The sequence below is a fragment of the Novosphingobium silvae genome (assembly GCF_009856825.1).
Classification (GTDB): Bacteria; Pseudomonadota; Alphaproteobacteria; order Sphingomonadales; family Sphingomonadaceae; genus Novosphingobium; species Novosphingobium silvae.
The window spans coordinates 16458-34989 of record NZ_WVTD01000027.1 but is presented as its reverse complement, the minus strand read 5'-3'; the positions used below and the strand labels follow the sequence as shown (position 1 = coordinate 34989).

16 protein-coding genes, 1 tRNA gene and 1 pseudogene are annotated in these 18532 nt (G+C 66.6%); 8 read left to right on the top strand and 10 right to left on the bottom strand.

What is annotated here, in order from left to right; genetic code table 11:
• Positions 1 to 201: 201 nt before the first annotated feature.
• Positions 202 to 278 (top strand) — tRNA-Met (locus tag GR702_RS20245).
• A 24-nt stretch (positions 279 to 302) separates the two neighbouring features.
• Here the strand turns inward: GR702_RS20245 and GR702_RS20240 are convergent.
• Entirely contained in the window at positions 303 to 716 is a 414-nt protein-coding gene (locus tag GR702_RS20240) for a nuclear transport factor 2 family protein (RefSeq protein WP_337192655.1), read from the bottom strand.
• Positions 717 to 862: 146 nt separating this feature from the next.
• Here GR702_RS20240 and GR702_RS20235 point away from each other — a divergent pair, with 146 nt between their 5' ends.
• Both GR702_RS20235 and GR702_RS20230 read left to right on the top strand, forming a co-directional pair.
• A complete protein-coding gene (locus GR702_RS20235; RefSeq protein WP_160987367.1) occupies positions 863 to 1225 on the top strand; it encodes a Rieske (2Fe-2S) protein in 363 nt (120 codons plus the stop codon).
• A 79-nt stretch (positions 1226 to 1304) separates the two neighbouring features.
• On the top strand, positions 1305 to 1733 hold the full coding sequence (locus GR702_RS20230) for a nuclear transport factor 2 family protein (RefSeq protein ID WP_160987366.1): 429 nt from the start codon (positions 1305 to 1307) through the stop codon (positions 1731 to 1733).
• A gap of 139 nt (positions 1734 to 1872) precedes the next feature.
• Here GR702_RS20230 and GR702_RS20225 read toward each other — a convergent pair whose 3' ends face one another.
• On the bottom strand, positions 1873 to 4329 hold the full coding sequence (locus GR702_RS20225) for a TonB-dependent receptor (RefSeq protein ID WP_160987370.1): 2457 nt from the start codon (positions 4327 to 4329) through the stop codon (positions 1873 to 1875).
• Positions 4330 to 4484: 155 nt separating this feature from the next.
• Here GR702_RS20225 and GR702_RS20220 point away from each other — a divergent pair, with 155 nt between their 5' ends.
• Positions 4485 to 5492 carry an NADP-dependent oxidoreductase gene (locus tag GR702_RS20220; RefSeq protein ID WP_160987369.1) on the top strand — a complete coding sequence of 336 codons (1008 nt, stop codon included), beginning with the start codon at positions 4485 to 4487 and terminating at the stop codon, positions 5490 to 5492.
• 71 nt (positions 5493 to 5563) lie between these two features.
• Here GR702_RS20220 and GR702_RS20215 read toward each other — a convergent pair whose 3' ends face one another.
• From GR702_RS20215 to GR702_RS20195, 5 genes are all read right to left on the bottom strand, one after another.
• A complete protein-coding gene (locus GR702_RS20215) occupies positions 5564 to 5911 on the bottom strand; it encodes a hypothetical protein (RefSeq protein WP_160987365.1) in 348 nt (115 codons plus the stop codon).
• 426 nt (positions 5912 to 6337) lie between these two features.
• A complete protein-coding gene (locus tag GR702_RS20210; protein WP_160987364.1) occupies positions 6338 to 6676 on the bottom strand; it encodes a hypothetical protein in 339 nt (112 codons plus the stop codon).
• A 56-nt stretch (positions 6677 to 6732) separates the two neighbouring features.
• Positions 6733 to 7095: an EthD domain-containing protein gene (locus GR702_RS20205; protein ID WP_160987363.1), complete on the bottom strand. Its 363-nt coding sequence runs from the start codon at positions 7093 to 7095 to the stop codon at positions 6733 to 6735.
• Complete coding sequence (locus GR702_RS20200) at positions 7092 to 7883, bottom strand: sugar phosphate isomerase/epimerase family protein (RefSeq protein WP_160987362.1); 792 nt, start codon at positions 7881 to 7883, stop codon at positions 7092 to 7094. The genes GR702_RS20205 and GR702_RS20200 overlap by 4 nt, the downstream gene beginning before the upstream one ends.
• Positions 7884 to 7888: 5 nt before the next feature.
• Positions 7889 to 9067 carry an SRPBCC family protein gene (locus GR702_RS20195; RefSeq protein WP_160987361.1) on the bottom strand — a complete coding sequence of 393 codons (1179 nt, stop codon included), beginning with the start codon at positions 9065 to 9067 and terminating at the stop codon, positions 7889 to 7891.
• Between the two features lie 158 nt (positions 9068 to 9225).
• On the opposite strand from GR702_RS20195, the gene GR702_RS20190 reads away from it, so the two are divergent.
• Entirely contained in the window at positions 9226 to 10914 is a 1689-nt protein-coding gene (locus GR702_RS20190) for an AMP-binding protein (protein WP_160987360.1), read from the top strand.
• 497 nt (positions 10915 to 11411) lie between these two features.
• Here GR702_RS20190 and GR702_RS20185 read toward each other — a convergent pair whose 3' ends face one another.
• Positions 11412 to 12218, bottom strand: coding sequence for an SDR family NAD(P)-dependent oxidoreductase (locus tag GR702_RS20185; RefSeq protein ID WP_160987359.1), 807 nt, complete (start codon positions 12216 to 12218; stop codon positions 11412 to 11414).
• Between the two features lie 151 nt (positions 12219 to 12369).
• On the opposite strand from GR702_RS20185, the gene GR702_RS20180 reads away from it, so the two are divergent.
• Positions 12370 to 13131: an SDR family NAD(P)-dependent oxidoreductase gene (locus GR702_RS20180; RefSeq protein WP_160987358.1), complete on the top strand. Its 762-nt coding sequence runs from the start codon at positions 12370 to 12372 to the stop codon at positions 13129 to 13131.
• A 119-nt stretch (positions 13132 to 13250) separates the two neighbouring features.
• On the opposite strand, the pseudogene GR702_RS20175 reads toward GR702_RS20180, so the two are convergent.
• Positions 13251 to 14264: pseudogene (locus GR702_RS20175) on the bottom strand (NADP-dependent oxidoreductase).
• A gap of 152 nt (positions 14265 to 14416) precedes the next feature.
• Here GR702_RS20175 and GR702_RS20170 point away from each other — a divergent pair.
• Both GR702_RS20170 and GR702_RS20165 read left to right on the top strand, forming a co-directional pair.
• Positions 14417 to 16735, top strand: coding sequence for a TonB-dependent receptor (locus GR702_RS20170; RefSeq protein ID WP_160987357.1), 2319 nt, complete (start codon positions 14417 to 14419; stop codon positions 16733 to 16735).
• Between the two features lie 95 nt (positions 16736 to 16830).
• On the top strand, positions 16831 to 17595 hold the full coding sequence (locus tag GR702_RS20165) for an SDR family NAD(P)-dependent oxidoreductase (RefSeq protein WP_160987356.1): 765 nt from the start codon (positions 16831 to 16833) through the stop codon (positions 17593 to 17595).
• A 51-nt stretch (positions 17596 to 17646) separates the two neighbouring features.
• Here the strand turns inward: GR702_RS20165 and GR702_RS20160 are convergent, their stop codons facing one another.
• On the bottom strand, positions 17647 to 18429 hold the full coding sequence (locus tag GR702_RS20160) for a DUF6683 family protein (RefSeq protein ID WP_160987355.1): 783 nt from the start codon (positions 18427 to 18429) through the stop codon (positions 17647 to 17649).
• Between the last annotated feature and the right edge of the window lie 103 nt (positions 18430 to 18532).

The following is an 18532-nucleotide window of genomic DNA, read 5'->3' as shown; positions in this document are numbered from 1 at the left end:
CCCATCACAATGACAAACGCATCAGGGGGGCCAAAGCCCCCTTTTTGCATGCCTTGCAACGCCAAGGCCAACGCTTTGCAGGCTGACACACTCAGCCCAAAACGGTGACGCGGGGTGGAGCAGCCCGCCGTCCAGGTCGACGCAGTCGAACTGGACAGACAACAAAGCTTCCCGGGCTGACACTCAGCCCCAAATCGGTGACGCGGGGTGGAGCAGCCCGGTAGCTCGTCAGGCTCATAACCTGAAGGTCGCAGGTTCAAATCCTGCCCCCGCAACCATACACCAAAACAATACGCCGGCCCCTACGCCAGCGCGCCGGCCTTCGCCACGACCGCCGCGTGAAACACCGCAGGATCGTAGTAGTACGGCCGGATCTCGCAGCACAGCCCGCCGCGAAACACCATCATCTCGCACAGCTCCGCCGGGGCCAGCGAAGGATCGGCAAAGCGCATCGTCAGCACCGCGATCGCACAGTCCCGCCCGAGCGCCAGATCGCGCCGCTCCAGGCCCGCGACGTCCACCATCCCCATCACGACAGTAAACAGCTCGCGCAGACCGCCCTTGCCCCGGTAAGTGCCAGCCATCGGCAAGGCATCCGCCTCGTGCGCCGCAAAATCTTCCGTCAGCATGTCCTCCACCGCCGACCAGTCGCCAGAGGCGCACGTCGCGTATAGGCGGTCCACGAACTCGGTCATCTCTTCGGGTGTCATGCTCATCGATCCTGGTCCCGCTTGTTTGCGCAGGAGTGTGGCCACGCCTGCGCGCGGGCGAACCTAGCGTTTAGGCCAGCCTTCCCAGCCCGTCCCATGCGGGTAAGCAAAGGGTCTGGAGAGGCGGATGAAAGCGCTGGTGAATAGCTGAAATGAGCACGACGACGTCGCAAACCTATCATCCCGTGATCGCCGAGAGCGAGTTTCCGGAAGAAGGCAAGGTGGCCCTGCGGCTTGCGGGATGGAGCGTCCTTGTCCTCAGGACCGAGGAAGGACTGCGCGCGGTCAACGACCGCTGCACGCACCAGGCGGCGCTGCTATCGCCCGGACGCGTGCGGCGCGGCGCGATCATGTGTCCGCTGCACGGCGCCCGCTTCGAGGCGGCCACCGGACGATGCATCGGCGGAACCTATGCCGATCTCAGGACCTTTCCGTTGAGGATCGAAGGCGGGATGATCGAAGTTGCCGTGCCCGATGTCCCGCCGGGACCCGACGAGAGACCCGTGCCGCAGTAGGGGCCCTGCCACAAGGCACAGGTTTCCGCCGGTCGTCCAGGCACTAGCATCACGCGCAAACGACATGGGAGAATGCCAGATGCCCTTCACCGGACCTTTCGAGGATCGCCTTGCCATCCGTGAACTGCTCGAGACTTATGCCGACGCCGTGACGCGCCGCGATGCGGGCCACTGGGGCGAGACCTGGGCGCCCGACGCGGAGTGGTCGCTGCCCGACTATCCCGAGATCGGCACGACCAAGGGCCGCGAGGCGATCGTCGCCATGTGGATCGAGGCGATGAGGGCTTACCCCGGCATCATGTTCGAGGCCTGGCCGGGATCGATCGAGGTGGACGGAGATCGGGCGACGATGCGCAGCTACACCTCGGAGGTCTATGACCAGGATGGCGTGACGATGCGCGACCGCGGGGTCTACGAGGACACCTGCATCAGGATTGAGGGGCGGTGGTACTTTGCGAGCCGGTCGTTCCGCAACATCAACCGCCAGCATGCTCCCAAAGGAGTGTGAGCCGGGACGGAGCCGCGCGAATAGCCCGACGAGGACATGAACGAAGAAGGCGGGGCCGCGAGGCTCCGCCTTCTTCGTTTCAGCGGGAAGGATGAACGGGCTTCCGGGCGAGCGCTCGCTCGCTCGCCCGCCGGCTGTCTCAGAACCGCTTGGTCACTTCGACCATGACGGTGCGGGGCAGAGTGCCGAAGCCCAGCTGGTCGGCCTTGATGCCGCCGGGAGTGCCCGTGCCGCTGCCGGTGGAGGGGCCGTCGACCACGCCGCTGACGTAGAACTGGTTGGTCAGGTTCTTGCCGATGACGGCGAGCTGCCAGTTGTCGTCCTCGGCGCCGAACCGCACGCCGGCGTCGATCGTCAGGAACTTGTCCTGGCGTGACAGCGGGTTGCCGAAGCCGGAGGCAAGGTAGCTCGCGGAATACCTGCTATCGACGTTGAACCCCAGCTTGTTGGAGGTGCCGACCGAGACTTCGTAGTTGATGCCGAGGTTGCCGGTCCACCGGGGCGCCACCGAAAGCGGCGCACCGCCAAGGTCCTGGCGGGCGTTCCCGGCAAGGTTGCATCCCTCTGCCGGGGTCTGGCCGGCATAGCAGGGCGCCAGCGGGAAGTCGGTATAACGCGCCTTGTCGTAGTTGATCGAGCCGTGGATGTCGAAGCCGGGGATGCCGTTGGGCGCGAATTGCCATTCCACCTCGATGCCCTTGGTCCGCGCATCGGCGGTGAGCGTCTGGAAGGCGAAGATCGGCGAGTTGAAGAAGTCCACCTGGAGATTGGAATACTTGTAGTTGAACGCGGTCACGTTGAAGCGCAGCTGGTTCGACAGGAGGGTGGACTTGAAGCCAATCTCGAAGCCTTCCGCCTTTTCAGGATCGAAGGTCAAGTCCGCAGTCGGGTCGGTGGAAAGCTTGGAGTTGATCCCCCCATTCGAGAACCCTCCCGACTTGTAGGCGGTCTTGTAGGCGCCGTAGACCATGAGGTCGGCCGTGGGCTTCCAGGTCAGCGTGGCTTCGGGCGACCAGTTGCGGAAGTGCTGGCGCGCCACGACCTCCCCAAGCCCGTCCGGATCGTCCTGATCGCGGAAGACGCCGGTCAGAAGCGGGTTGTTGTAGGGCTGGGTGAAGAAGCTGTTCTTCGTCTCGTCGGTATACCGCACGCCGCCCGCCAGTTCGAGATCGGGCAGGATTCTGTAGGTCAGCTGGCCGAAGACGGCCATGGTCTCGCCTTTGGTGAAGCTGTCCTTGGCCGAGGTGACATACTCGTAACCTTCCGGCGCGGCGGAGTTGGAGACGCCGCCGGTCAGCACGAACTGATCGAAGTCGCGCTTGGTCTTCTGGTAAAGCACGCCGACCATCATGTTGAACGGACCGTCGAACTGGGTAAGCGCGCGCAGCTCCTGGCTGAAAGCCTTCCACGACGAATTCTCGGTGGCCCAGGTCGGGCCGATGCCGTTCTCGCTTCCGCCGGACTGGAAATCGCACGCGCAGGTCCAGCGGTTGTTGTTCCACTGGTAGTTGGTGACGGACGAGAGCTGCAGGAGGTCTGCATCGTAAGTCACGTTGAGCGTGCCGCTGGCCGAGCGGTACTTGTTGTAAAGCGATCCGTCGCTCTTGGCGTAGGGATAGTTCGCCGCGATGTCGGCGGGCATGTTGTTCTGGTGCGTGACGAAATCGCGTTCGCAAGGATACCCGTTGAGCTGCGAGCTGTCCCCGTTGCCGCAGCGGAAGGCGACGTAGTTCCACGAGGAATTGTTTACCTTGCTGACGTCGACGCTGCCCTTGAGGCTCACCGTCAGGCGGTCGACCGGCTCCCACTTCAGCGTGGCGCGGGCCAGGAATTCCTCCTCCCCGGGTGCCTTGCGCGCGGCAGGTGTCGCAGTGTGCGAGGTCAGCGCGCCGGTGGCGGCGTCGAGCTCGGTATAGGTGATGTCGTCGGCGATGTTGCGATAATAGCCGCCGTCCATCTTGGTGTAGCGCGCAGCGACGCGGAAGCCCAAAGTGTCAGTCAGCGGCATCGAGGCATAGCCTTCGACGCGGTACTGCTCGCTCTTGAACTCGTAGCCGCCCTTGATCATGAATTCGGGCGCGGCGGTGGGATCGGCGGTGGTGATCGAGATAACGCCGGCGGTCGCGTTCTTGCCGAAGAACAGGGCCTGCGGTCCCTTGAGCACTTCCACGCGGGCCAGGTCGAAGAAGCCTTCCTGGATTACGCGGCCCTGGCCATAGTAGGCACCGTCCACCACGACCGCGACCGACTGCTCGATGCCGATCGAGGTGGAGGACGAGCCGATGCCGCGCAGGGTCAGCTGCGCGCCCGAACCGTTTGAGTCGCGGCCCACGCTGAACTGCGGTGCGATGGCGGTGATCTTCTCCACGCTGGTGACGTCGCGGGTGACGATCTGCTCGGCGGTGATCGCGGTGACGGCGACGGGCACGTCCTGCGCGGTTTCCTGCCGCTTGCGGGCGGTGACGATGATGTCGCCGAGGCCGCCGGCCTGCGCGGTGTCGCCCTGGGCCGGAGGCGCGGCCTCTTGCGCGATCGCGGGGGCCGCGATCAGGGTCAGCATTGTGGAGGCGAGCAGCATGGAGGGCGCGCGGCGCATTTCGATCATCTCCCGAGGTTATTCTTGTTGTCCCTTGCCTACCTTGCGCGCGCAGGGGCGCGGCCCTGTGCATTGGGATAGCCCTATCCGTTTGGACAGGTGGCCGGGGGCACCCCGTGGGCAAGGGTGTCCGGACACGGGACGAGGAGAGGGAATTGACGCTGTGCCGCTACTGGCGCCTCGATCGCCATCCCGAAGGCAACACGCGCTTCGAGCGCTTCCTCAGCCTGCATGAGGAGGCGTGCGCGCCGCTTGCGCCGGGCGAAGTGCGCATCGCGGTGGAGTGGCTGTCGATGGATGCGGGCACCCGCATGTGGATGAGCCCGCGCACCGATGGCTATCAGCCGCCGTTGCCGCTGGGCTCGCGGATGGTGGGTCTCGTGCTTGGCCGCGTGATCGAGAGCCTGGACCCGGCCTATCCGCCGGGCGTGCGGGTGCGCGGCTTCGGGCAATGGGCCGATGTGGCGACGGTGGTTCCCGCGCTCGCCGGGCTTGAAGTGGTGGACGAAACCGTCGCCGATCCGCGCCAGCATTTCGGCGCGCTGGGTATGAACGCCTGGACCGCGCTGGTCGGCGTGCGCGAAGTGGCGGCGGTCAGGCCGGGGGAGTGGCTGGCCGTCTCGGCGGCGGCGGGTGCCACCGGAAGCCTCGCCTGCCAGATCGGGCGCAACCTTGGCGCGAGGGTGGTCGGGATTGCCGGAGGGGCGGAGAAGTGCCGCTTCCTCCTCGACGAGCTCGGCGTGGACATGGCGATCGACTACCGCGCCGAGGACGTGTCGGCACGCCTGTCACAGGTGCCGGGCGGCGTGCATGCCTTCTTCGACAACGTGGGCGGACCGATCCTGGACGCCGTGCTCGGCAACATGGCGCACTATGGCCGCGTGGCCATCTGCGGGATGATCGCGGGCTACGACAGCGATGTCGCGATGCCGGGGCCCGCGAAGTTCGACCAGGTGCTGATGCGGCGCCTGCGGATCGAGGGTTTCTTCATCCCCGACTTCCTGGAACGCGGCGCCGAGTTCCTGCCGCAGCTGCGCACCTGGCTCGACGAAGGCAGGCTGGCCGTCCGCTTCGACGAGACCCAGGGGCTGGAAAACGTGCCCGCCGCCTACGAGCGCATGCTCACCGGCAGGAACATCGGCAAAGTCATCGTGCGCCTGTAAAAGCGGACTTTCCGATTTTGCCCCCTTATCGCCGGTAATTTTGCTGCAGGCCGGTCCCGGAAGCGGACGTTTCAGGCCGACCAGCAGCCGAGTGGCGATCCGAAAATGCCGGGTGCGCCAAGGTTGTCCACGTCAGCCCCCCAAAAGCACATGAACCTGTCATTCTCGGACTGATAGACGAGCCAGTATCCCTCGGAATGAGCCACGCACTGCCCGGTGATGGTGTCACCAACATTCGCATTTGGGAATCCGGGCTCGTCAACCGTGGCGGTCACAAGGAACGGGGCGCAGACGGCCTCGCGTAGCGCCCGCTCCAAACCCCCAATGTAGCTTTCGGCATCTTGTCCCGCCCCGACATATACGTCGCTTACATCAGACATTTGCGCGTCGAGGCGCGCTAACGGATCGAACGAAGTCATCATCGCCTCCTGCAAGAAGCGACGGTATCCACGATGTCCGCTTCGCCCGCAATGCAAAGCCAAAGCCGCCCTTCCACTTCCCACCCATGGCGGCCGTAGGTCGGAAGTGCCGCGCAAGAAGAACGGGTCACGCGGAGGCGCGGAGACGCGGAGGTGGCTTTTGCGGTGATGTTGCCTTCTCTTTCGATGCTGCGGTTGTTGCCGGGTTTGCAGGGACAGGAAAGGCTGCGGCTTGCGGGACATCTTCCGCGCCTCCGCGTCTCCGCGTGCACTATCTTCTCCGCCGTGGCAGGTGGGCATCGAGCGGGGCGCCCACCTTTTGAGGTGAGTCGACTCACCCAAAAATCCGGGGGGAAAAGGCGCGCCGCCTACCACCCATTCCCGCCGGCGCCGGGGTTGCCGGTGACGGACGGTCCTGCGGCCGACCTACTGCGCGGCGAGTCTCTGGAGCCAGGCCTGGGCTTGCCGGGGCTCCCCGACGGCCTGCGCATCGACCGGACCGCGGGAGGCGAGGAACTCGCGGTGGAGGTCGAAGGGTTCCATGAACAATGTCTCGCGCATGGCATCGATCTCCTCGCCGAGTTCGGTGAGATGCGCGACGACGGGGGCTGCGGCGGCGCGGGTGGCCTTGTCGGCGGTGTGACCGAACAGGCCCCACTTGCCCGCCGCCGTGACGCGCAGCGCCGCTAGCAGCGCGTCGGTGTACTGCGCCTCCAGGTCGGCACGGCGCGCGTCGAGGCGTTCAAGGCGGTCGGCTTTGGCCATGCACCGCCCCTAGGCGGCGGGAGGCCCGCAGGCAAGGCGCCATGCCGCTAACGGTGTCAGGCCTTCACCGGCGGCATCGCCGAGGCACATTCCGTCACGCTGAACGTGCGGGTCCGGCTGCGGTCGAACAGCTTCTCCTCGTCCGCGGCGATCGTCGCCAGCGTTTGCGGATCGCGCATCGCCGCGAAGCAGGCATCGCGCGTGGGCTCGTCGGGGAAGTCGATCTCCATCACCACGTCGAAGTCGAAAAGCGCGTCGATGCCGTCCGTTGGCGACAGGAAGCGCCGGATGTAGCGGGTGGCATAGCCGGCAAGGACGGCCTCGCCGATCCTGCGGTGGCTGCTTTCGTAATAGGCGCGGAAATCGTGCGGGCTCATGCCTTCGCGGCGCTTGAGGAGGGTTATGACGGTGACGCTCATGCCAGGCGCTCCATCCAGCTGCGCGCGGCATCGAGCACCGCCTTTGCGCGCAGGACCGGGTGGGCAAAGGCGCCGCGCAGCGCGGCCGAGCGCAGTTCGAGCGAAAGCGGTATCCCTGCGGGCAGCGCCTCGATCAGCGCGGCGAGCGGCAGCACGCCCTCGCCGGGCTGCTCGCGAAGGTCGACGGCGTCGGTGATGACGGCGTCGAAGTCGGCCGGATCGGGGCGCTGCGCCCGCGCGTCGCAGAACTGGGCGTAGGGCAGCAAGGCGGGATCGAGCGCGGCGATCTGGGCGATCGGCGTGCCCGAACGGTCGACGTGAATCGGATCGACGAGCACGGCGCGCATCGGATGGCCTACCCGGTCGAGCACGGCGAGCGCTTGCCCGAGCGTCGCCACCCTGGTGAAGATGCCGAATTCCAGCGCCACCCGCATGCCCGAACCCTCGGCATGCCGGCAAAGTCCGGCGAGCTGGGCGACGGTCTCGCCCTCGTCCGGGTGGGAGGAGACGCACAGCACGTTGGCCGCGCCCAGCGCGGCGCCGACGTCGAGCACCTTGCGGTGGTCGTCCAGCGGGGTGTCGGGCCTGATCCACACAACTTCCACGTCGAGCACCGGCATCCCCGTGGCGGCCAGCGCGGCGGCGGCTTCGCGCGTGTGGCGGGCGGTCCATTCCACCGGATCGACCCAGAGCCCGGCCGCGTCGAACCCGGCGGCCGCGCCAGCCTCGATCACGTCGACGGCCCCGAACTCGGGCAGCACGCCGGAGGCGAGCGACAGCCGGTTCATGCGTTTCACATCCGCGGCACGGGAGCCGAGGCATCGTCCTCAAGGTACCAGTTCAGCCACTCGTGGAAATACTGGTTGCCGCGCTCGTTCCTGCCGAAGGTCAGTTCGTCGTGGGCGCCGGATTCCAGGCCTTTCTGGATCTCCAGGCCGATGACGTAGTCCTCCTCGTAAGTGACGTCGCGGAAGAAGTTCATCGCCGCTTCCGCCGCTTCCCGGTCGGCCTCGTCGCGGACGGGTTCGCGGCGCAGGTAATTGAGCACGGTGCGATTGCGATCGGGCGTGGGCCCGGGGAACAGCTGGGCGACCTGCGTGATCTCGGGCGCGATGAAGATCGAGACGTTGGGGAAGAAGATGCGCACGAAGTCGTAGCCGTAGTTCTCGCGGTTGCCCCACTGTTCGCGGGGCACATCCTTCAACTGCTCGGCAATGGAGTGCTGCGGGAAGCCGATGCGGATGTTCGGCCCGAACCCCTCGTAGTGCGTGCAGTTGGAGGGCGTGCGCGGGAAGATCGTTTCCGGATGGAGAGACTTGAAGTGATAGCCTTCGAGGTACCCGTCGAAAGCGATCTTCCAGTTGGCGCCCACGATCGTGCGGTTGCCCAGATACGTCCAGTTCGCGAAGTCGAGCGCTTCGAAGTCCTCGAGAAAGCCCTGGAAATAGGTGTCGAGATCGAGCGGCGCGTTGGGCGTCAGGCAGACGAAGATCATGCCGGCCCGCTCCTCGCAGGGCAGTTCGCGAAGGCCCATGCGGCTCTTGTCCACCTCGCCGAAGGTGCCGGGCTCGGAGATGCCGATCAGCTTGCCGTCCGCCCCGAAAGTCCACGAATGGTACTTGCAGGTGAAGCGCGAGCAGTTGCCCGTCCCCTCGGGCGCGACCGGCGCGCCGCGGTGCGAGCACACGTTGAGGAAGGCGCGCACCTTGCCGGCCTTGTCGCGGTTGATGAGCACGGGCGAGCCGACGGCGTCCATCGCCTTGTAGTCGCCGGGGTTGGGCAGTTCGGCGGTGAAGGCCAGCATCAGCGGAACGCGCTTGAACACCAGCTCCATCTCGGCCTTGAACTGGTCCTTGTCGGTATAGCTGCCGGTGGGCACGCGCATCGGCCTGTCGGTCTGGAAAGTCTTCCTGTTCTCCACATAGTCGAGCATGATCTCGGCCACGTCGCCAATGCGCTTCACGCGTTCCACATCCCGTCTCCCGGCTGAATTCTTATCGCCGCGATCCTGCGCGAGCGCGGGCATGGCGGCAACCTGCGCAAGGTGATAGGCGAGGGTGTCTCGTTTGCTGGCCCGCTTGGCATTTTGGCCAGTTGGCCGCGGCGCCTCGGCGGAGCACTCATGGCACCATGACGGAGAGGAAAAGCCCAGCATGGGCATGGCTTGAACACGAACCGGGGGGGCTGCCGCGGCATCTTGCCGCCTATGCCGGTACCGGGGCGTGGGACGAACACACCATCGCCGAGCAGGCCGCCGCGCTGGCCGACGCGGACCCCGGCTTCGTGGCGCTGTACGAGGGCGAGCACGAGGTCACGCGCGGGCAGGTCGTCGCGGATGCCGAGGCGCTGAGCGCGGCGCTCCATGCGCGGGGGTTGAGGCCGGGGGACGTGATCGCCTTCCAGGTGCCCAACTGGCGCGAGGCCATGGTGATCAACCTGGCGGCGGCGATGTCGGGCCTCGTCGTCAATCCCATCGTCCCGATCTACCGCGACCATGAAGTCTCGCTCATGCTGGCGGATTGCGGGGCGAGGGCGGTGTTCGTGCCCGCGCTCTTCCGCCGGTTCGACTATGCGGCGATGGCGCGGCGCATCGCGCAGGCGCTGCCCGACCTCGACTTCGTGTTCACCGTGCGCGGAGAGGGGGACGACGATTTCGCCGCGCTCGTGGCGGAAGGGCGCGGGCTGGCTTTCGCACGGCCCCGCGTCGATCCGCTGGGGGTGAAGATGGTGCTCTATACCTCGGGCACCACGGGGCGGCCCAAGGGCGTGCTGCACAGCCATGTCTCGATCGCCCGTATCCTGCGCGAGAGCGGCGCGTACTGGGGCCTGTCGGCGGGCGAGGCCACGCTCATGCCCTCGCCCGTCACGCATGTCTCGGGCTATGCCAACGGGCTGGAGGCGCCGTTCATCTGCGGCACCCGCACCGTGCTGATGGAAAGCTGGGACGCGGCCGAGGCGCTTTCGCTGGTGGAGCGGCATGGGGCCGTCGGCACGGTTGCGGCGACGCCGTTCCTGGTCGAGCTGGCAGCGGCTGCAAGGCTTGCGGGCAAGCGCCTGCCGACCCTGCGCTTCTTCGCCTGCGGGGGTGCGGCGGTGCCGGCCGACCTGATCCCCGCCGCCAACGCCGCTTTCGACAATGCGCGCGCCTTCCGCGTCTTCGGCGCCTCGGAAGTGCCGCTCGTCACGTTCGGCTGGCCGGAGGCGGAGGCGCTGGCCGCCACCACCGACGGCGCCATCGTGGACTACGACGTGCGCGTGGTGGACGATGCCGGGCAGGACCTGCCGGACGGTGAGGAGGGCGAGATCCTGGCGCGCGGGCCCGGCATGATGCTGGGCTATGCCGACGAGGCGCAGACGCGCGAGGCGATCACCGCCGACGGCTATTTCCGGACCGGCGACCTTGGCGTGAGGACGCGCGAGGGCGCGCTGACGATCACCGGGCGCAAGAAGGACCTCATTATCCGGGGCGGCGAGAACATCTCGGCCAAGGAGATCGAAGACGTGCTGCACCAGCATCCGCAGGTTCGCGAAGCGGCAGTCGTGGCGATGCCGCACGCGCGGCTGGGCGAGGGGGTGTGCGCCTATGTAATCGTGGAAGGAAGCCCACCGGCGGAGGCGCTCGGCGCGCATGTGGCCGGCAGCGGCCTTGCCCGGCAGAAGATACCCGAACGCTTCGAATTCAGGGCCGATTTCCCGCGCACGGCCTCGGGCAAAGTGCGCAAGGACCTGCTGCGCGCCGATGTGAAAGCGCTGGTGGAGGCGGAGGCGCAAGGCGCCTCGAAGCGGCCGGCGGCGGAGGCGTCCTCTTCCGCAGGCTGAGGCAGGCACGCCTTATTGCCCGCTGGCGAGTGCGGGATAACGCCGGGGGAGAAGTTCAGCGGACGGCGAAGCGGTCGGCGCTGGGGTTCCTTGCGGGCATCACGCAAGGACTGCCGGTTTCAGGCCTTTTGTTCGCCGAGGGCCCCGGGAGAGGCGATGAAGAACTCCCGATGGCCGAGCCCGTGCGGTGCGTGGGGGTGACGGGCAGGGCTCGCATCCCATGCCGTCTTCCCTGAGGGCATACCCTCATCTTCGTCCACGCATCCCTTTGTGGCTGTTCCGGTGTCCACGACCGAAACGCCGACCGCGCCGGGAGAGAAGAAGCGTCAGCTACACGCTCCCGGCCCGCCGCTTGTTCGATCGTGACCCTGAGATCAAAATCGATGCTGCGGCGTATAACCTAAATGGTTATTTCAGTCAAGGCCATAAAGGCGCGGAATCGGCGACGGCGCCTGCTCGGGCGCCGCCGCCAGCCCTTCCTCCCCAGGAAGATGAACTCAGGATGCCTTCATAGCAGCCGCGACAGCGGCGTCGATCTCCGATTTCATGGGATTGCGCCGCAAGGTCAGCCCGCCGTTCACCTGCAGGTTCTCGCCCGTCATGAAGCACTCGTCGCTTGCCAGCCATGCCACCGCGGCAGCGATGTCGTCGCTGGTGCCGATCCGGCCCAGCGGATAGCCCGCCAGGAAGGCGTCGAATAGCCCGGGCACCTGCTTCGCGTCCGACGTCATCGGCGTGTCGGTGAGGCCGGGCGAGATCGAGTTGGCGCGGATGCCTTCCTGCCCGAACTCATGCGCAACGCAGCGGATCACATGGTCCGCGCCGGCCTTGGTGCCCATGTAGGCGGCGTGGTCGTTCAGCATGATCGTGGCGGTGGCGGAACTGATCTGGATGATCGATCCGCCTTGCCCGCCAAGGCTGCGCGCCATCTTCGCCACCATCGCCTGGTAGAAGTGGAAAGGCCCCACGTACTGCAGCACGGTCATTGCCATGAGTTCCTCGTGGGTGGTATCGAGGAAGGGCTTGAGCAGCCCCCAGCCGGTGGCGTTGACGGCGATGTCGATGCCGCCCAGCCTGTCCGCCGCAACATGGGCGAAGCGGTCGACGCTGCCCTTGTCGGTAAGGTCGCACGGCGCCCATTCGCAGTCATGCTGCGCAGCAAAGTCGGCGAGCACGCTCTCCTTGCGGCCCGAGACCAGTACCCTCGCGCCCTCGGCCATGAGGCGGCGGGCGATGGTCTGGCCCATGTTGTCGGGACTGCTGGCGCCAAGGATCACCGCGCGTTTTCCCTCAAGACGTCCCATCGCACCTTCTCCTCTCGCCTGTCGCGGCATCGTTCGGGGCTAGCACGGCGGGAGCGCTGCCATTCCTGATCAAACTAATAGTGGCCACGGCCCGCCCGAGCGTGGACACCCTTCATCAAGAAGACACGCGCGTGGAAGAGGAGCGCAAAGCATGGATCTTGGACTGAAAGGCCTTCGGGCCATTCTCGTAGGCGCGAACGGCGGCATCGGCCGGGCGGTGGCGCATGTGCTGGCGCAGGAGGGCTGCGACGTCGCCATCTGCGGCCGCTCGCAGGAAAAGGTCGACAAGGTGCTGTCCGAAGTCGCCGCCTCGGGCGTGAAGTCCTATGGCGAGGCGCTCGACGTAACGCAGGTCGATGCGGTCCCGGCTTTCGTCGACAAGGCGGCCGAGGCGCTCGGCGGCTGCGACATCTTCATCAGCTTCACCTCGATCAACCTCGGCGAGGATACCGACGCTGCGTGGGATGCGGTCATGCAGGCGGACATCCTGCCCATGCGCCGGGGTGTCGCCGCCGCGCGGCCCTATCTCGCGAAATCGGGCAACGGCTCGATCGTGTGCTTCAGTTCCGCCGGCGCAGTGGAGGAATTCATGGGCGTGCAGCCCTATAATGCGCTGAAGGCGGCGGTGATGAACTACGCATCCTCGCTGGCGCAGGCGCTTGCCCCGGAAGGAATCCGCGTGAACTGCATCACTCCCGGCCCGGTGATGACCGAGGACGGCCCCTGGCCCAAGATCAAGGAAGCCGCGCCCGAGTTCTACGAGGCGACGCTGGCCAACATGCCGTCTGGCCGCTTCACCACCGGCGAGGAACTGGCGAAAGCCATCGCCTTCGTCGTCTCGCCCACCTGCAAGGCGATGACCGGCGCGAACATCGTGGTCGACAACGGATATACCAAGCGCACCCAGTTCTGAGCCTTGCTCACCCTCCCTCCAGGGGAAAAATGCGGCGGGCCCCGTTTTCCTGAGCGCCCGCCGCCTTTTTCACAGCGCTCCTGCGCTCAACCCCGCAAAGTCAGGGCCTCGGCAAGCGGTCATGCGATCTTGAGCACCAGCTTGCCGGTGTTCGCGCCCGAGAACAGGCGCATGAAGGCCGGATAGGCGTTCTCCAGCCCCTCCTGCACATCCTCGTCGGCGCGCAGCCGTCCCTCGGCGAGCCACTGCGCCATCTGCGCCGCTCCTTCGGCGAAGCGCGGCGCATAGTCGGCGATGAGGAACCCGTGGATCGTGGCGCGGCGAGCGAGGATCTGCCACAGGTTGCGCAGGCCCAGCTTCTCGGGGCTGTTGTATTCCGAGATGAGCCCGCACAGGACGATGCGCGCGTGATGGGCAAGGGTGAAGACTTCCGCCTCCATCACCGCTCCGCCCACGTTCTCGAACACCATGTTCACGCCGCCCGGCGCGGCTTCGGCGATGGCCGCGACGAGCGCGTCGTGGTCCTTGTCCTTTTAGTCGATGGCGGCATCGAACCCGTAGTCGTCGATCAGGCGGCGGCACTTGTCCGGCCCACCCGCGATGCCCACCACGCGGCAGCCCATGATCCGGCCGATCTGCCCCACGGCCGAGCCCACCGCACCTGCCGCGCCCGAGATCAGCAGCGTCTCGCCGGGCTGCGGCTTCGCCACTTCGGTCAGCCCGAAGTAGGCGGTGAGCCCCACCGCTCCGAGCGCGGAGAGATAGCTGGAGGGCGAAGGCACCGCGTCCACGTCGATCGGCATGGTGAAGCCGCCCGGATGGGCGATGGAGTAATCCTCCAGCGCGTTCAGCCCCATGACCCACTGGCCCACGGTGAAGTCCGGATTGTCGGAGGCTTCCACCACGCCGACGGTCGTGGCGCGCACGGGATCGCCGAGCGGGATGGGCGGCATGTAGCTTTCGGCGTCGTCCATCCATCCGCGCTGCGCCGGGTCGAGCGAGGCGTAGTGGTTGCGCACCAGGATGCCGCCCGGCGGCACCGGCGGGATCGCCTGCGTCTCCAGCGCGAAGTCCTCCGCCCGTGGCGAACCGTGCGGCCTGCGCACCAGCAGGAATCGGCGATTTTGTGGCATTGGATCAGTCTCCATATTGTCCCGGAAAGGTTCAACTTCAGTAACGAGGGGGCACCTGTGCAAATCGACAGGTAGGCGCTTTCGGAAACCGATGCATAGTGGTCCGCGAAATGACGACCTGCAAAGTAAAGGTCGCATGGGAGGACTGACTGATGGCATCCGCATTTGTTCGCGGAGCGTGGCCGCACACGCTCGTCAAACTCGCGCTCTCGACGACATCGCTCACCTGGATCGCCGCTCCCGCGATGGCGCAGGACGCCGCGAGCGCTCCCGCTCCCGTGCCCGCGCGGGCGGAAACCGCTTCCGCCACGTCCGCCTCCATCGATCCCAACGAGATCATCGTTTCCGCCCGTCGTCGTTCCGAGACGCTGCAGGAGACGCCCGTCGCCATCACGGCGGTGAACGCCGCGATGATCGAGGACAAGAACGCGCTGAACATCGGCGACCTCATGGGCACCGCGCCCAACCTCATCATCACCAACCAGTCCTCGGGCGCGGCGGCGGCGAACCTGTCCATTCGCGGCCTGACGTATGCCGACGTCGAGAAATCCGCCGAGCCGACCGTGGGCGTCGTCGTCGACGGCGTGTTCATCGGCACCAGTACCGGCCAGTACTTCGACTTCTTCGACATCGAGCAGATCGAGGTGCTGCGCGGGCCGCAGGGCACCTTGTTCGGCCGCAACACCATCGGCGGCGTCGTCAACATCCGCCGCACCCGTCCGACCGGCGAATGGGGCGTGAAGGCGGAAGTCTCGTACGGCCGGTTCGACACGCTGGCCACGCGCGCGGTCGTCAACGTGCCGCTGGGCGACATGATCGCGCTCAAGGGCTTCTACTTCCACAACGAAACCGACGGCTGGTATCGCCAGGCGCAGGACGGACGCCGGCGCGGCGGCGCCAACAACGAGAACTTCGGCGCCAGCCTGCTGGTGACGCCGAGCGACACTTTCGAGGCGCTGCTGACGGTCGAGAAGCAGGTGCAGGACTTCGATCCCGTGCTGGGCGTCCTCACCAATTCGGGCGACGCCTTCTGCGCGCTCGCCCCTGCCGAGCAGTGCAACCGCAACACCACCGACGACATCTACACCGTCTTCGGCGAGCCCAACGCGGGCAACTACAGCGCGCCGTCCGCCACGCTCGAGATGAACCTGGACGTGGGCAAGGTGAAGCTGACCTCCGTCACCGGATACCGCAAATCGGACGAATGGCAGACGCAGGACTTCGACGCCAGCGAGACCGACCTCTACTATGTCTACCGGCAGCAGAACTACGAGCAGTTCAGCCAGGAACTGCGGGCGGCCGGGGACTTCGGGCCCAGCTTCGACTACGTGGTGGGCGCATATTACTTCAGCTCGAACTACGACCTGGACCAGTGGACCCGCGTCACGGCGTTCAGCCCCGGTGTCGATCCGCGCGAGTATGACGACAATCCCCAGCACGTGGAAGGCAAGACCCGCTCGGTCGCGATCTTCGGCGACTTCAACTGGGCTTTCGCCGACAAGTTCCGCCTGTCGTTCGGCGGACGCTTCACGCGCGACAAGAAGTCGCTCAGCAACGCCTTCGGCGGCGTGCAGATCGGCGAGGGGTCGGACACCTTCAAGAAGTTCACGCCCAAGATCGGCGTCGACTACCGCCCCAACGACGATGTCATGGTCTATGCCTCGTGGTCGCGCGGCTATCGCTCGGGAGGCTTCTCTCCGCGCGCCGGATCGCCCGCAAGCGCCAGTCAGGCCTATGGCCCCGAAACGGTCGACAGCTACGAGATCGGCGGCAAGTTCGACATGATGGGCGGCATGCTGCAGGTGAACCTTGCGGGCTTCGTCTCGAAGTACAACGATCTCCAGCAGAACACGAACCTGTTCTGCGCCGTCTGCGCCACGCAGAACGAGACGGTGACCACCAACGTCGGTTCGGCGACGATCAAGGGCATCGAGGCCGACTTCACCCTGCGCCCGGCGACCGGCCTGACGATCAGCGGCGCGCTCGGCCTGCTCGACTCCAAGTTCAAGGGCTTCGTCGTGGGCGGTATCTCGCCGGTGACGGGCGCGGTGATCCCGTTCGATTTCTCGGGCAACGACCTCATCTACAACCCGGACATGACCGCCTCGCTGAACGCGACCTATTCGGTGCCGACCAGTTTCGGCGAAGTCGTGGGCAACCTGGGCTACCGCTACATCGGGCGCTACGACCAGCAGATCTCCATCGCGGGCCTCTCGGGCGATACCACCGATGGCCCGGCCATCGTCACCGGCAACGATCCGCGCGTGCGCACGGACGAGCAGAACCTGCTCGACGCCAGCCTCACCACCCGCTTCGATCTTGCCGGCACCGAGGCGCACGTGACCGTGTTCGGACGCAACCTGCTGGACGACAGGGGCACCACGCATGGCTTCACCGTGGGCGGCCTCTTCGGCTTCGGCACCGGGCGCGAGCCGCGCACCTACGGCGTGACGCTGGGCGTCAAGTACTGAACCCCCGGCCGGTTCGTCCGGCCCTTGCAGGGGTGCGCGGGGGACCTTCGGGTGCTCCCGCGCATCCGCTTTTCTTCGACGAAGGAGTATAAGGAATGGGCCGTCTCGAAGGCAGGATCGCGCTGGTGACGGGCGCCGGCAACGCGCGCGGGCTCGGCGCTGCAACGGCAAGGCGCTTCGCCGAGGAAGGCGCCTTCGTCTATGTGACGGACCTCGACCTTGCCGGAGCCGAAAGCGTCGCCGCGACGATCCGCGAGAGCGGCGGGCAGGCCGAGGCCCATGCGCAGGACGTGACGAGCGAGACATCGTGGGACGCGCTTTTCGCCGCGATCGAGCAGGGGCACGGCCGGCTCGACGTGCTGGTGAACAACGCGGGCATCGCCATCCTCAAGCCGCTGGAGCAGTTGACCGCAGCCGACTGGGAGCGGCAGAACAGGGTCAACCTCGACAGCGTGTTCTACGGAACCCAGCGTGCCGTCGCGCTGATGCGCAAGGTGGGCGAGGGAGGCTCGATCGTGAACCTCTCGTCCATCGCAGGGCTGGTCGGCGTGACGATGTGCGGAGCCTATGGCGCGGCCAAGGCCGGCGTGCGCCAGTTCTCGAAAGTGGTGGCGCTGGAATGCGCGGCCGACCAGATCCGCTGCAACTCGGTCCACCCCGGCATGATCGAGACCGCGATGCAGGACGTCGCACGCTCGGACAATCCGGAAGGGTTCAAGCAGATCGTGGGCGGCATCCCGATGCAGCGCATGGGCGCGCCGCTCGACATCGCCAACATGAACCTGTTCCTGGCGAGCGACGAGGCGAACTACATCACCGGCTGCGAGTTCGTGGTGGACGGGGGCGTTACCGCGATGTGATCCCGCAGGGCGCGGCGGCTGCATGGCCCCGCGCCCCCGGAAAGGCTGCGGCTACTGCGCGCGCAGGCCTCTTGGTGAAAGATCCAGCGTGCGCAGGTCGATGTCGAAGCTGGCCTTCGCACCGGTCGCCGCAGCGTCCTGCACCTGCCGCATCAGCGCCGGATCGCCCTGCGCGGCCTCGACATACTGCGAGACCAGAATGGCCTGCACGATCATCGCCTCGGCCAGTTCCTGCTTCTGTGCATCGCTCGCCTCGGCAATCGCGGGTGTTGCTCCGACAGCCGCGGCGATCTGGTCGCGCACGCCGCGCATCAGTGCCGGTTCCGGGTCCTCGGCGGAGCCCCTCGTGGCGAGCCATGCCGAAGTGAGATAGACGCTGACGGCGTCGGCGACATTGTTCGTGGCCATGCCGTAAGGCTTCATCCACTGGTCGGCGAGGCCCATGACATCGTTCGTGCCGAGGAAGCGCTCGAGGCTGGCGGCACCGGTGGGATCCACTTCGCGCGATGCGCGCACGAAATGTGCGAAGTTCTGCCGGCGTACCGCAGCCGATGGACGATAGGTCAGGGAAGCGAGGCTTTTCGCTCCAACGGGCGTAGCGGATAGCAGATGCGGTGCCAGCGCCCGGGCATCCAGCGTGCGCCGCGCGGCATCGGCAGCCGCGCCGGACCGCCGTTCATTGTCGTAGCGCGCGGCTTCTCCCCCCGCCCATCCGACCATCACGCCGGGATCGAGGGCAGGGCCGATGTCCTGCGCCAGGACTGCGGCGGGTGCGATCAGCGCGAGCCATGCCGATCGGGCCGTGGCATGTGCGAGGCGGCGAGTGCTGATCATGAAATGGCTTACTCCGTCCGTAAGGTCATCATCATGCAGCCCATGGTAGCACCGCATGCGATGGCCACAACCGACGCTGGTTCGGCCGGCCCGTCATCCGCCC